The 12,801-nt window shown below is 72.0% G+C and carries 17 protein-coding genes; 4 read left to right on the forward strand and 13 right to left on the reverse strand.

Going from position 1 to position 12,801, the window contains the following annotated elements:
• Positions 1-9 precede the first annotated feature (9 nt).
• The 9 genes from TTY48_RS20985 to clpS are packed head-to-tail and all read right to left on the reverse strand — an operon-like array spanning position 10 to position 5,618.
• Entirely contained in the window at positions 10-651 is a 642-nt protein-coding gene (locus tag TTY48_RS20985; RefSeq protein WP_220659541.1) for a non-canonical purine NTP pyrophosphatase, read from the reverse strand.
• On the reverse strand, positions 648-1,430 hold the full coding sequence (rph, locus tag TTY48_RS20990) for a ribonuclease PH (protein ID WP_220659542.1): 783 nt from the start codon (positions 1,428-1,430) through the stop codon (positions 648-650). Before rph ends, TTY48_RS20985 begins: the two co-directional genes overlap by 4 nt.
• Before the next feature lie 48 nt (positions 1,431-1,478).
• Entirely contained in the window at positions 1,479-2,240 is a 762-nt protein-coding gene (locus TTY48_RS20995; protein WP_220659543.1) for a cyclic nucleotide-degrading phosphodiesterase, read from the reverse strand.
• A 28-nt stretch (positions 2,241-2,268) separates the two neighbouring features.
• Entirely contained in the window at positions 2,269-2,925 is a 657-nt protein-coding gene (locus TTY48_RS21000) for a rhomboid family intramembrane serine protease (protein WP_220659544.1), read from the reverse strand.
• Positions 2,926-2,958: 33 nt separating this feature from the next.
• Positions 2,959-3,945 carry a PLP-dependent cysteine synthase family protein gene (locus TTY48_RS21005; protein WP_220659545.1) on the reverse strand — a complete coding sequence of 329 codons (987 nt, stop codon included), beginning with the start codon at positions 3,943-3,945 and terminating at the stop codon, positions 2,959-2,961.
• Positions 3,946-3,947: 2 nt separating this feature from the next.
• The gene (locus tag TTY48_RS21010; RefSeq protein ID WP_220659546.1) at positions 3,948-4,220 is read right to left on the reverse strand and encodes a MoaD/ThiS family protein; all 273 of its coding nucleotides are present in this window, start codon (positions 4,218-4,220) and stop codon (positions 3,948-3,950) included.
• On the reverse strand, positions 4,220-4,654 hold the full coding sequence (locus TTY48_RS21015; protein ID WP_255585865.1) for a M67 family metallopeptidase: 435 nt from the start codon (positions 4,652-4,654) through the stop codon (positions 4,220-4,222). The genes TTY48_RS21010 and TTY48_RS21015 overlap by 1 nt, the downstream gene beginning before the upstream one ends.
• A gap of 28 nt (positions 4,655-4,682) precedes the next feature.
• A complete protein-coding gene (locus tag TTY48_RS21020; RefSeq protein ID WP_220659547.1) occupies positions 4,683-5,288 on the reverse strand; it encodes a DUF2017 domain-containing protein in 606 nt (201 codons plus the stop codon).
• Positions 5,289-5,618, reverse strand: coding sequence for an ATP-dependent Clp protease adapter ClpS (gene clpS, locus TTY48_RS21025; RefSeq protein WP_220659548.1), 330 nt, complete (start codon positions 5,616-5,618; stop codon positions 5,289-5,291).
• 24 nt (positions 5,619-5,642) lie between these two features.
• On the opposite strand from clpS, the gene TTY48_RS21030 reads away from it, so the two are divergent.
• The gene (locus TTY48_RS21030; protein ID WP_255585902.1) at positions 5,643-6,998 is read left to right on the forward strand and encodes a nicotinate phosphoribosyltransferase; all 1,356 of its coding nucleotides are present in this window, start codon (positions 5,643-5,645) and stop codon (positions 6,996-6,998) included.
• Positions 6,995-7,555: an isochorismatase family protein gene (locus TTY48_RS21035; RefSeq protein WP_220659550.1), complete on the forward strand. Its 561-nt coding sequence runs from the start codon at positions 6,995-6,997 to the stop codon at positions 7,553-7,555. The genes TTY48_RS21030 and TTY48_RS21035 overlap by 4 nt, the downstream gene beginning before the upstream one ends.
• A gap of 9 nt (positions 7,556-7,564) precedes the next feature.
• Here the strand turns inward: TTY48_RS21035 and TTY48_RS21040 are convergent, their stop codons facing one another.
• The 3 genes from TTY48_RS21040 to TTY48_RS21050 all read right to left on the reverse strand — a co-directional run bounded on the left by TTY48_RS21040 (position 7,565) and on the right by TTY48_RS21050 (position 9,866).
• Positions 7,565-8,755 carry an oxygenase MpaB family protein gene (locus TTY48_RS21040; protein ID WP_220659551.1) on the reverse strand — a complete coding sequence of 397 codons (1,191 nt, stop codon included), beginning with the start codon at positions 8,753-8,755 and terminating at the stop codon, positions 7,565-7,567.
• A 61-nt stretch (positions 8,756-8,816) separates the two neighbouring features.
• Positions 8,817-9,485 carry a hypothetical protein gene (locus tag TTY48_RS21045; protein WP_220659552.1) on the reverse strand — a complete coding sequence of 223 codons (669 nt, stop codon included), beginning with the start codon at positions 9,483-9,485 and terminating at the stop codon, positions 8,817-8,819.
• 21 nt (positions 9,486-9,506) lie between these two features.
• Positions 9,507-9,866, reverse strand: a complete 360-nt coding sequence (locus TTY48_RS21050; protein ID WP_220659553.1) for a nuclear transport factor 2 family protein — start codon at positions 9,864-9,866, stop codon at positions 9,507-9,509.
• 71 nt (positions 9,867-9,937) lie between these two features.
• Between TTY48_RS21050 and TTY48_RS21055 the strand changes: the two genes are divergently transcribed.
• On the forward strand, positions 9,938-10,810 hold the full coding sequence (locus tag TTY48_RS21055) for a LysR family transcriptional regulator (protein ID WP_220659554.1): 873 nt from the start codon (positions 9,938-9,940) through the stop codon (positions 10,808-10,810).
• Here the strand turns inward: TTY48_RS21055 and TTY48_RS21060 are convergent.
• On the reverse strand, positions 10,795-12,045 hold the full coding sequence (locus TTY48_RS21060; RefSeq protein ID WP_220659555.1) for an MFS transporter: 1,251 nt from the start codon (positions 12,043-12,045) through the stop codon (positions 10,795-10,797). The two genes, TTY48_RS21055 and TTY48_RS21060, sit on opposite strands and share 16 nt — an antisense overlap.
• Before the next feature lie 99 nt (positions 12,046-12,144).
• On the opposite strand from TTY48_RS21060, the gene TTY48_RS21065 reads away from it, so the two are divergent.
• A complete protein-coding gene (locus tag TTY48_RS21065; protein ID WP_220659556.1) occupies positions 12,145-12,786 on the forward strand; it encodes a GntR family transcriptional regulator in 642 nt (213 codons plus the stop codon).
• Positions 12,787-12,801: the final 15 nt, after the last annotated feature.

Below are 12,801 nucleotides of genomic sequence, written 5' to 3' on the forward strand. Positions count from 1 at the left end.
GCGTCGACGTTACCCCGCGGAAGACCCTTCATCGGGGACGCGCGCCGCGAGCTCGCGCAACGGTTCCACCAGCTGCGCGAGTGCGCGGGCCCGGTGGCTGATCGCGTTCTTCTCCTCGGGGGCGAGCTCGGCCGCGGTGCGCTCGGAGCCCTCGGGGAGGAACACCGGGTCGTAGCCGAATCCGCCGTCGCCGTGCGGTTCCCGCAGCAGCGATCCGCGCCAGGTGCCGCGTACCGTGATCTCCCCCGCCTCCCCCGGGCCGTGCACCAGCGCACAGGCGGAGACGAACTCGGCTCCGCGGCGCTCGTCCGGCACGTCCGAGGTCTGCGCGAGCACGAGCGCCGTGTTCGCCGGATCGTCGCCGTGCCGACCGGACCAGCGCGCCGAGAGCACGCCGGGCATGCCGTTCAACGCGTCCACGCAGATTCCGGAATCATCGGCGAGACAGGGCAGCCCGGTACGCTCGAAGCCCTGCCGGGCCTTGATCAGCGCATTGCCCTCGAACGAGGGCGCATCCTCGGGAAGCTCCTCGAAGGCGGGCACCTCGTCGAGGCCGACCACCTCGAGGCCCACGATCCCGGCATCGGCCACCACCTGCCGCAGCTCGCGCAGCTTCTTGGCGTTGCGCGAGGCCAGCAGCAGCCGGGTCACTGCCCGAACTTCTTCTTCGGCTCGCCCTCGGCCTCGGGCAGCACGCCCGGGTACGGCGCCGCGAGCGCCTCCTTCTGCACCGCGAACAGCTGCTCGGTGCCGGCGACCGCCGAATCGAGCATCCAATCCAATGTGGTGCGGGCGAAGGTGGCGCCCTCGCCGGTGCCCTGCACCTCGACCAGGGTGCCGGTGTCGGTGGCGACCACGTTCATGTCGACCTCCGCGCGCGAGTCCTCCTCGTACGGCAGGTCCAGCCGGACCCGGCCGTCCACCACGCCCACCGAGACGGCGGCGATGGCGCACGAGATCGGTTGCGGGTCGGTCAGCTTGCCGGCTGCGCCGAGGTAGGTCACGGCGTCGCACAGCGCCACGTAGGCGCCGGTGATCGACGCGGTACGGGTACCGCCGTCGGCCTGCAGCACATCGCAGTCGATGGCGATGGTGTTCTCCCCCAGGGCCGCCAGGTCGATGCAGGCGCGCAGCGACCGGCCGATGAGGCGGGAGATCTCGTGGGTGCGGCCGCCCACCTTGCCCTTGGTGGACTCGCGGCGGCTGCGCTCGTGCGTGGCGCCGGGCAGCATCGAGTACTCCGCGGTCAGCCAGCCCTGGCCCGATCCGCGGCGCCACCCCGGAACGCCGAGTTCGACGCTCGCGGTGCACAGCACCTTGGTGTTGCCGAACTCCACGAGCACCGAACCCGCGGGGTTCTGGGTGAATCCCCGGGTGACGGTCACGGGGCGGAGTTCGTCGTCGGCTCGGCCGTCTGCGCGTCTGCTCACCACACCACCCTATCGCCCGACCGGGACCGCGCTCTACGGGTTGTGGACCTACAGGTCGAAGACGTCGCCGCCGTTGACCGCGTCCACGGGGCCGTCGTAGACCGACTTGGCCTCTTCGACCACGGCCTCCTTCGACGTCCACGGCGGGATGTGGGTGAGCAGCAGCCGTCCCACGCCCGCGGCCTGCGCGGCTTCGCCGGCCTCGATGCCCGACAGGTGCACCCCGAGCGGGCGATTACCGGGATCGTGCGTCCAACTGGCCTCGGCCAGCAGCACATCGACGCCGCGCGCCAACTCGACCAGGTTGTCGCAGGTACCGGTGTCGCCGGTGTAGGCGAGTGTCCGGCCGCTGGGCGCGGTGATCCGCAGGCCGAAGGATTCCGGCGGGTGGTACATGCGGTAGGGACGCACCGTGAACCCGCCGACGGCGAGGTCTTCTCCTTCGGTCCACGAACCGAAATCGAAGGTGTCCGTGATGTCGTCGAACAGCGACGCGGTCTCCGCCGAGGCGCGGCCGATCCGTTCGGGGGTGTCGGCCGGACCGATCAGGCGGGCGCGGCCGCTCGCCGGCGTCGGGTGATAGCGGCGCCACACCAGGAGCGAGGGCAGGTCGAGGCAGTGGTCGGCGTGCAGGTGCGAGAGCATCACCGAGGCCGAGTTCGGATCGATGCGCTGCTGGAGCTCACCGAGAACACCGGGACCGAAATCCATCACCACCGGCTCGTGCCCGTCCACCTGCAGGAGATAACCGGAACAGGCCGCCTGCGGACCGCCGACGCTGCCCGAACACCCGAGGATGGTGAGTCGCATGCCGCTCATCGTGCCAGATCCACGATCGTCACGAGGCAATCGAGCCGACCTCACTGGATTTACGCGACCGCACCGCGGCCCGCGACCGGCGGCCGAGCCAGACCGCGGCGATCACGCCGCCCACGGCACCCCACAGATGCGCCTGCCACGAGATCCCGGGGTCGCCGGGGAAGACGCCCCACAGCATGCCGCCGTACACCACGAGCAGTGCCACACCCACCACCACGTCGACGATCTTGCGGGTGAACAGGCCGCGGGCCACCAGGTAGGTCATCCAGCCGAAGATCACGCCGGACAGTCCGACCACGAGGGTGTTGGTTCCACCCGTGAGCCACACGCCGGCGCCCGAGAACAGCCAGATCAGGGCCGTGGCCACGACGAACCGGGCGGCGCCCGCCACCAGCCCGACGAAGCCGAGCACGAGAGCGGGGACCGAGTTGGCGGCCAGGTGCTGCCAGCCGCCGTGCAGCAGCGGCGCGAAGGCGATACCGCGCAGCCCCTCCTCCTGGCGCGGGCGGATGCCCCACTGGTCGAGTGCGTTGTTCATCACGGTGTCGACGCCCTCGAGCACCCAGAGCAGGGCGACGAAGGCGATGATCGCGGCCGCGGCGCGGCCCACGCGACGCCCGGCGAGCCATCCCGGCCCGGAGCGCGTGGACGAACCGTCGTTGGTCGATAGCGTCACGGCGAACCTCCTTCGCCTCACTCTCCGGGTGGGCTACGCCCAGAGCTGGCCCTCCAGGGCCTCTTCGGCATCCTCCACGCTACCGTCGTACGCGCCGGTCGACAGATACTTCCATCCCGCATCGGCCACCACGAAGGCCACATCGGCACGTTCGCCCGAGGTCAGGGCCTTATTCGCGACGCCGAGCGCGGCGTGCAGCACCCCACCGGTGGAGACGCCGGCGAAGATCCCCTCGTCGTCGATCAGCTGCCGCATGCGCCGCACCGCGTCGTACGCGCCCACCGAGAACCGGCGGGTGAGCACGGACTCGTCGTACAGCTCGGGCACGAAGCCCTCATCGAGATTGCGGAGCCCGTAGACCAGCTCGCCGTAGCGCGGTTCGGCGGCCACGATCTGCACATCCGGCACGTTCTCGCGGAGGTAGCGGCCGGTGCCCATGAGGGTGCCGGTGGTGCCGAGACCGGCCACGAAGTGAGTGATCTCGGGTAGGTCGGCGAGCAGTTCCGGGCCCGTGCCCTCGTAGTGCGCGCGGGCGTTGGCGGGATTGCCGTACTGGTAGAGCATCACCCAGTCGGGGTGCTCGGCGGCGAGCTCCTTGGCGTCGGCGACGGCGCGGTTGGACCCGCCGGCCGCGGGCGAGGGGATGATCTGCGCGCCGTACATGGTGAGCAGCTGGCGCCGTTCGGCGGAGGTGTTCTCCGGCATCACGCAGATCAGCCGGTAGCCCTTGAGCTTGGCCGCCATCGCGAGGCTGATGCCGGTGTTCCCCGACGTGGGTTCGAGGATGGTGTCGCCGGGGCGCAGCCGCCCGGCGGCCTCGGCCTCCTCGATCATCCGCAGCGCCGGTCGGTCCTTGATCGATCCGGTGGGATTGCGGTCCTCGAGTTTGGCCCACAGCCGCACGTGCGGCAGCGTCTCCCCCGCCGAGCCCGCCGATTCCTCCCAGCGGGGCGAGAGCCGCGGCAGCCCGACCAGCGGTGTTCCACCGAGCGAGTGCAGCAGCGAATCGAACCGGGCCACCGTCAGCCGCCGGCCACCGCGGGCAGCACCGTCACGGTTCCGCCGTCGGCGACGGGAGTGTCGAGGCCGCCCGTGAACCGCACGTCCTCATCGTCGACGTAGACGTTGACGAAGCGATGCAGCTTCCCCTCGTCCACGAGCCGGTCCTTGAGGCCGGGGTGGCGGGACTCCAGATCGTCGATCACGGCGCCGAGGGTGGCACCGTCGGCGGGTACGCGCTTCTCGCCGCCGGTGTGCGGCCGCAGGATGGTGGGGATGGACACGGTGACGGGCATCAGGATTCCTCGATCTCTAGGGGTTCCTCGGTGACGACGCCGCCGACGATGCGGTAGCTGCGCACCTCGGCGGTCTCGGGGTCGCGGGTGGAGATCAGCACGTAGTGCGCATTCGGCTCGGAGGCGTAGCTGACATCGGTGCGCGACGGATAGGCCTCGGTGGCGGTGTGCGAGTGGTAGATCACCACGGGTTCCTCGTCGCGGGCGTCCATCTCGCGCCATACGGTGAGCTGCTCCCCCGAATCGAACCGGTAGAAGGTGGGCGAGCGTTCGGCGTTGAGCATCTCGACGAACCGGTCGGGGCGGTCGGAGCCCTCGGGACCGGCGATCACGCCACAGGCCTCGTCCGGGTGATCGCGGCGCGCGTGCGCGATCATCGCGTCCACCAGGTCGCGGCGGATGCGCAGTGCGTGCGGGCCGGTCTGCTCGGTCACGTCCTGGTCAACCCCCGCTGCGCGCGGCCTATTCCGGCTCGTGGTCCAGCATCACGGACACCAGCACGTCGAGCAGCGCCGACAGCCAGTGGTACACGTCCACGTGCCCCGCCTTGGCCGGATCGTCGGGCGTCGCACCGTCGGGCAGGTCGGCGGTGATGCCGAGGAGCGCACCGAGCGCGAGCCGCAGGTCGTTGACACAGGTCAGCCAGTCGCGGGCCTCGTCCTCGGTGAGCGAGACGGTGCCCGCGCGCTCGGGCAGGGTGGCGAGCACGGTCTGCGCCGCATCGCGTTTGGCGTCGATCACCTCGGGTTCGTTGAGCGAACGCAGCGCCGCGTTGAGGTCGTGCGCGAACTCGCCCGAGGGTGCGTCCACGGCACCCGGTGCATCGGCTCCGGGGCGGTAGAAGTCGGGCAGCAGCCGGTCGAGCACCGGCTCCTCCGGGGGCTCCGCATGCCCGGTGCGCAGACCGGTGAGCTCGGCGAGTTCGTCGTGCGGGGCCGAGCCCTCCCGTTCGTCGAGGAGCTCGACGAGTGATCCGACGAGCGATCGGACGAGGCCGACCTCCTCGGGTTCCATCTTCGAGACGTAGCGCAGACCGCGTACGCCCCGCTTCGCCTGCCAGTTACGCACTCAGCTGTCGCGCTGCATCGTCGCCCACAGGCCGGCCGCATGCAGCTTGCGGACGTCGCCCTCCACCTTGTCGCGATCGCCGGTGGACACCACGGCCTTGCCCTCGGTGTGCACCTGCATCATCAGTTCCTTGGCCTTGGAGGTGCTGTAGCCGAAGATCTTCCGGAGGACGAAGGTCACGTACGACATGAGGTTCACCGGATCGTCCCAGACCACGGTGACCCACGGCTTGTCGATCGCCTGGTCGGTCTCCCGCTCCAGGGTGGCGGCCGAGCCGGGTTGCCCGCTGACGCCCGGGGAGCCCGGTGCGGCTGCGCTGCTGTCGCTCATGGTTCTAGGGTACCCAGTGTGACCGTGGATGACACAGCCCGTTCGAAGAACTCCCCGTCCGATGCGCACGGGGGCGCAGCGCCCAGTTCCGCGCTGCTCACCGACCAGTACGAGCTGACCATGCTGGCCGCCGCGCTGCGCGACGGCACGGCGCACCGGCCGTGCGTCTTCGAGGTCTTCGCGCGGCGGCTGCCCGCCGGGCGGCGGTACGGCGTGGTGGCGGGGACGGCACGCGCACTGGAGGCGCTCCAGCGGTTCCGGTTCGGCCCGGCCGAGCTGGCGGTGGCCGAGCGCTTCCTCGACGCCGACACCCTGGCCTGGCTGCGCGACTTCCGGTTCACCGGCGAGATCGACGGCTACCGCGAGGGCGAGCTGTACTTCCCGGGCTCCCCCATCCTCACGGTCCGCGCGAGCTTCGCCGAGGGTGTGATCCTGGAGACGCTGTTCCTGTCGATCCTCAACCACGACAGCGCGATCGCCTCGGCCGCAGCGCGCATGGTCTCCGCCGCGGCGGGGCGTCCGCTGATCGAGATGGGCTCGCGCCGCACGCACGAGCAGGCGGCTGTGGCGGCGGCGCGCGCGGCGTACCTCGCGGGCTTCACCACCACCTCGAACATGGAGGCGGCGCGCACCTACGGCGTACCGTCGGGCGGCACCGCCGCGCACGCCTTCACGCTGCTGCACACCGGCCCGGACGGCCCCGATGAGGAGGCCGCTTTCGCCGCGCAGGTGGCGGCGCAGGGTCCGGGGACCACGCTGCTGGTGGATACCTACGACATCACCGAGGGCGTCAACCGCGCCGTCCGCGCCGCGGGCCCGGAACTGGGCGGCGTGCGCATCGACTCGGGCGACCTGGGCATCATCACGCGCCAGGTGCGCACCCAGCTCGACGAGCTCGGCGCACCGAAGACGAAGATCGTGGTCTCGGGCGATCTGGACGAGTACGCGATCGGCGCACTCCGCGCGGAGCCGATCGACGTGTACGGCGTGGGCACCTCGGTGGTCACGGGCTCGGGAGCGCCGACCGCGGGCATGGTCTACAAGCTGGTGCAGGTGGACGGGATCCCCGTGGCCAAGCGCAGCTCGCACAAGGAGACCGTGGGCGGCGAGAAGCGCTCGCTGCGGCTGGCGCGCAGCACCGGCACCATCGTCGAGGAGGTGCTCTTCCCGGTGGGATCGACGCCCACGGTGCCCGCCCACCTCACGGCCACCGAGCTGCAGATCCCGCTGGTCCGCGGCGGCGACACCGTGCCCGGCCTGCCCGGCCTCGAGGACGCCCGGGACCACCTGCGGAAGGCGATGGTGACGCTGCCCTGGGAGGGCCTGGGCCTCTCGCACGGCGAGCCGGCGATCACGACGCGGTACGAGGGCAAGCGATGAGCGACGGGCGCGGCAACGCGCTGATCGTGGTGGACGTGCAGAACGACTTCTGCGAGGGCGGTTCGCTCGCGGTGGCGGGCGGCGCGGCCGTGGCCCGGCGAGTCCACGACGACCTGCTGGAGCGGTATCCGACGATCGTGGCCACCCGCGACTGGCACATCGATCCGGGCGCGCACTTCTCGGCGACTCCCGACTTCGTGGATTCCTGGCCCGTTCACTGCCGGGCGCGCACATCGGGTGCCGAGTTCCACCCGAACCTGCGGCTTCCGTTGCGGGTGCCGGTGTTCAGCAAGGGTGCGTACTCGGCGGCCTACTCCGGCTTCGAGGCGCACGACGCCGATGGCGCCTCGCTCGCGGAATGGCTCGCGGCGCATGATGTCTCATCGGTCGACGTGGTGGGTATCGCCACCGACTACTGCGTGCGCGCCACGGCGCTCGACGCGCTGGCCGCGGGCCTGACGGTGCGCGTGCTCGCGGAGTACACCGCGGGCGTCGCGCCGGAGTCCACCCGCGCGGCGCTCGCCGAGTTCTCCGCGGCGGGGATCACCGTCGTCTAGGCGAATCCGCTAGGCCGCCGGGGCATTGCGCCCCAGCCAGGTGGCGATCTGCTGCTCGCCGCGCCGAGTGGCCCAGTGCCGCACGGCCGGCGACAGGCGCGCGGCGAACTGCACCGGGCCGTGCTGCGCCCAGGTCACGCCGACGGCCCAGGGCAGGTCCATCGGGATGCCGAGATCGCGCATCCCCCACGGTCCGGCGAAGACCGTTTCGAGGCTGCCGAGGTAGCGCTGGTGGATCTTGCGGCGCAGCCCCTGCAGCACGGGGTAGTTGTGCCGCCCCCAGTTGCCGTAGAGGGCGCGGCCGAGCACCGCACTGTCGGCGTCCGGGCCCGGCGAGTACTGCCCGATCTGGACCATCCGCCGGCGGCCCTCCCCCTCGGTGGCCGGGAGCACGTGCTCGTCGATGCCGAGCAGCCAGCCCACGTAGCGCCACAGCGCCATCACATCGCGTCCCTCCGCTGCGGACACGGGCATGCCCAGGGCGCGCAGCGCCACCAGGAACGAGGTGGAGAACAGCCCGAGCGTTCCGAGCTGGTCGGACTGGTTGATCGGGACTCCCCAGGCGGCGCGGTCCCAATCGGCGCGCCGCAGCAGCGTGGTGTTGGCGAGGCCGTGGATCACGCGCACCTTCACCGCCGCACGCCACGCGGAGTGCTGCGGCCGCATGGCATCGCCCGGCGCGATGATCTGCGACCACCACTGCGTGGTCTCGTGGATGCGGGCGTCGACCCCCTCCACCATGCGGCCGGTGGCGACGAGCTGGCGGGTGGTGGCGGAGGTGGTGTACCCCGTCATCAGCGACGCCGTGGCCAGCACGTCGAGCCCGAGCGAGCCCGAACGGCGGCACACCGCGGCGCCGCGGCGGCAGGCGTCGAAGTCCACCCAGTCGGGCGTGGATTCGGGGCCGACCGCATCGAGAAGTTCACGCAGGGCGGGGATCTCGGTCCGGCCGGTCTCCAGCGCCGCGTCCAGGTCGCGCATGGAGAAGGCGCGGTCGTCGATCATCGCCAGCGCGAGACGGTTGCCCAGCTCGTCTCCGCGATCCACGGCCTCGCGGGCCCAGTCGATCTCCTCGGGCGCGAAGGGGCGGCGATCGCGCTGCAGGATGCGCAGCGGCAGAACGGTGCGCGCAGCCCACTCGGGGTCGCGGTCGAAGCGCTCGGGCGCGACTGCCTGGGAGGTGCTCGGTGCCGTGGTCATGATCCGAGCCTAACCCATTCTGGCCACATAGCGTGGCCAGAATCCTGAGAATCTCGCTGCGCTAGTCGGAACCACCTCTGACCTGCCGCAACACGGCGGCCAGATCACGGTTACCGAGGATGGAGGCCACCATGATGTCCTCGACCTGCTCCGTCGTGGCGGGAATGCGGCCGCTGCGCGCGGCGATCCCGAGGTGCAGGCCGCCGACCGCGATCAGTCGCGCCGAGAGCAGGGCGTCGTGGTCGTCGGGCGGATCGTCCAACATCTCCTTGGCCTGGGCCGCCATCGCCGCCACGAGGAGGTCGACGAGCGCCTCGCGCCGCGCGTGCAGACCGGTGTGGGTGTCCGCGCCGACCAGCAGCGCGGCGCGGCGCGGGTCCGCCTCCATCGCTACGAGACAGGCGTGCACTCCGGCGCGCACCCGGCGGATCAGGGCGTCGGGGGCATCGGCGGGGACCGCGGCGATCTCCTCGGTAGCCGAGCCCATCACGGCGAGCGTGAATCCGTCGAACGCCGCCTCGAGGGCCTCATCGGAGGAGGCGAAGGCCTCCCGGAAGTAGCGGGCGTGCAGTCCCGATTCGGCGCACAGCGCTCGCGCACTCACCGCCGCGACACCGTCCCTGGCCGCCACGGTGAGCGCCGCGTCCAGGAAGCGGGCTCGGCGTTCGTCCCGGCGCGCCTCGGCGGAGACACCGTTGTAGCGGCGGCCATCGGCGGCGGTGTCGGTCATTCGTCCAGCGTAGGCGAGCCCCTACGCCGACGCGGCGAGGATCTCCCGCGGATCGAAGGTGACGTTGACGGCGGCGATCAGCCCGTTCTCGACGTGGGTCCAGTTCGCGACCGCGGTGGCGGGCGCTCCACCCATGGCGAGATCGAACCAGGTGATCACGTCCGCATCGTCGGCGACGCGGGCGCGCACCGCGATCGAGTCGGTGGCGGCGGCCATCCCGGCGAGTCCGCGCAGGAACTCGTCCGGGCCGTGTGCGGTGCCGAAGACGCCGGTGAAGGCGCAATCGGGTGCGAGGTGCGGGCGCAGCGGCGCGAAATCCGCGGCGGCCCAGCAATCGAAGTAGATCTCGGCCAGGCGGCGGGGTGTCATCTTCTCGGTCATGTCCTCCACGGTGCCGCCCACGCACGCATTAGTCCAACAGCTGGATCTACTGACTACTAGCATCACTGGTTATGGAGCTGCATCAGCTGCGCTATCTGGTCGCGGTGGTCGATCACGGATCGTTCACCGCGGCCGCGGAGGCCCTGCACGTGAGCCAGTCCGGGGTGTCCGCCCAGGTGGCCAAGCTGGAACGGGAGCTCGGCCACCGGCTCCTGGACCGCACCGGCCGCGCCGTGCGACCCACCCCCGAGGGCAGCGCACTGCTCCCGCACGCCCGGGCCGCGGGAGCAGCGATCGAGGCGATCCGCGCCGCCGCGGACGATCTGACGGGCGTGGTCACCGGACACGTGCGGGTGGGCACGGTGATCGGCTGCACGATTCCCGGATACCTGGCGGGCTTCGCCGACTTCCGGCGTGCGCACCCCGGCGTCACGGTCGAAGTGGCGGAGGGCAATTCGGACGATCTGCTGGCCGATCTGCGTGCCGGCCGGCTCGATGTGATCCTGCTGGCCCACGCGGAGCCGCTTCCCCCGGAGGTGGTGGCGCACACCTTGATCCGGGAGCCGCTGGTTGCGGTGGTGCCCCGTGATCACGCCTGGGCCGCGCGCTCCGCGGTGACCTGCGCGGACCTGGCCCGCGAGACGGTGCTCTGCCTGCCACCCGGGACCGGTGTCCGCACGGCACTGGAGATCACCTGCGCCGCGGAACGCAGCGCGGTGGCGCCCGCGGTGCAGGCCCACTCCCCCGAGGCGTTGCTCGCGCTCGCCGATCGGGGCGCGGGCGTGGCGATCCTCACCGAGTCGATGGCCGGCGGCCGCCCCGGCAGCACGACGATCCCGCTCGCCAGGTCGGCCCGCACGCACCTGTCCCTGGCCACACGAACGGCACCGTCGGCGGCGGCGGGCGCGATGGCGCGCGCCCTCCTCGCTCACCTCGCGGGCTGAGCCGCCGGACGCCAGCGGGCCAGTGCGGCGACCAGCGCGATCCCGGTCAGCGCCGCGACGCCGAAGCCGAGACCCGCGAAGGTCCACGCCGAGACCACCATCCCCGACATCAGGCCTCCGCCCGCGCCCGCCAAAGCGATGAGCACGTCGATCCGCCCCTGCGTGGCTGCGCGATTGCCGAGTTCGGTGCCGTCCACGACCAGCGCGGTGCCGGCCACCAGCCCGAAGTTCCAGCCGATCCCGAGCAGGACGAGCGCGACGATGTTCCAGGCCAGGGAGTCGCCGGGCCCCAGCGCGGCGACCACCCCGGCCGTCGCGAGCACCACCCCGGAGGCGATCACCATCGGTGTGCGGCCGAGCCGGTCGACCAGGATCCCGGTGATCGGCGAGGGCAGGTACATGCCCGCGATGTGCAGGCCGATCACCATGCCCACCGCGCCGAGTCCGTGATGGTGGGCCTGCATGTGGATCGGTGTCATCGTCATCACGGCCGTCATGCCGATCTGCGTGACCACCATGACGGCGGCGCCCAGGTGGGCGGCGGGGCGCACGCCCGACGGTGCGCCGTCCGGCGCCGAATCGTCCGACCCGGCCGCCGCCCCGAGCTCGCGGGCCATGAGCAGCGGGTCGGGCCGCAGCAGCAGGACGAGAACGAGCCCCGCCGCGGCGTACGCGAGGGCCGCGAGCAGGAACGGGCCGGCGAGGGGAGGCAGCCCGAGCCCGGCGGCGAAGGTTCCCAGGGGCGACACCAGGTTCGGCCCGGCCACCGCGCCCAGGGTGGTGGAGACCAGGGCCAGGCTGACGGCGGTGGCGCGGCGGTCCGGTGCGGCGAGATCGGTGCCGGCGTAGCGGGCCTGGAGGTTGGTGGCGGTGCCCGCGCCGTACACGAGGAAGGACGCGAACAGCAGGGGCACGCTGCCGAGGGCGGCCGCGAGGACCACGCCCGCCGCACCGACCGCGCCCGCGCCGAAGCCGGCGGCGAGCCCCACCCGGCGTCCGGCCCGCTGGCTGATCCGGCCGACGAGGTAGGCGGTGACCGCCGAGCCGAAGGTGAACATCGCGACCGGCAGCCCGGCGAGGGCGTCGGTGCCGAGCATGTCCCGGGCGAGCAGTGCGCCCACCGTGATGCCGGCGGCGAGTCCCGCGCCGCCCATCACCTGGCCCGCCATGACCACGCGCAGGGTGCGGCGTTGCACCCGGTCCCGCTCGTGCGCCCGGTCCGCGTCCGCGATCATCGCCACCCCTCTCGGCAAACTTGTATCCTAGTTGTATCCCAATCTCCGGGGTACCGTCCAGTGGTTCCATGAATCGCGATCGCACCGAGGGAGACGCCGATGGCCGACGCCGCCAGTGCTGCCGAGCGCGCCCACACGCACATCCGCGACGCGATCGTGCGCGGCGATTTCGCGCCCGGCACGATGCTCAGCGAGAACGCTCTCGCTGCCGAACTGGCGATGAGCCGCACCCCTGTCCGGGCGGCGCTCACCCGGCTGCAGGAGGAGGGCTGGGTGTGCATCTACGCCCAGCGCGGCGCACAGGTGCAGGGCCTCTCGCCACAGGAGATCCGGGAATCGGCGCAGTTGCGCCACGCGCTGGAGACGGCCGGCGTCCTGCAATCCGATGCGGCCGGCCGAGCGGAGCTGGCCGACCGCATGCCGGAGAACCTGGCGGCACAGGAGCGGGCGCTGCGGTCGGGCGATTTCGCCGCCTTCGCCGAGGCGGCGATGGCCTTCCACGGGGCCTTCGTGGACCTCGCGGGCAACTCGCTCATGTCGGCGACCTACGCCCGGCTGCGCGACCGCCAGCGCTTCTCCCTCACCACCCACGCCGGCCGGATATCCGGCGATCCCGACCACGTGCTCGCCGACCACCGGGCAGTGCTGGACGCGGCGGTCGCGGGCGACTGGGTCCGGTTCGCGGAACTGCTCGACGCCCACCAGCGCGACAGCTACGGCACCGGCGCGCCCGCTCTGTAGCCGCGCGCCCACCGG

It is taken from the genome of Tsukamurella sp. TY48 (assembly GCF_019656655.1).
In the GTDB taxonomy this organism is placed as follows: domain Bacteria; phylum Actinomycetota; class Actinomycetes; order Mycobacteriales; family Mycobacteriaceae; genus Tsukamurella; species Tsukamurella strandjordii.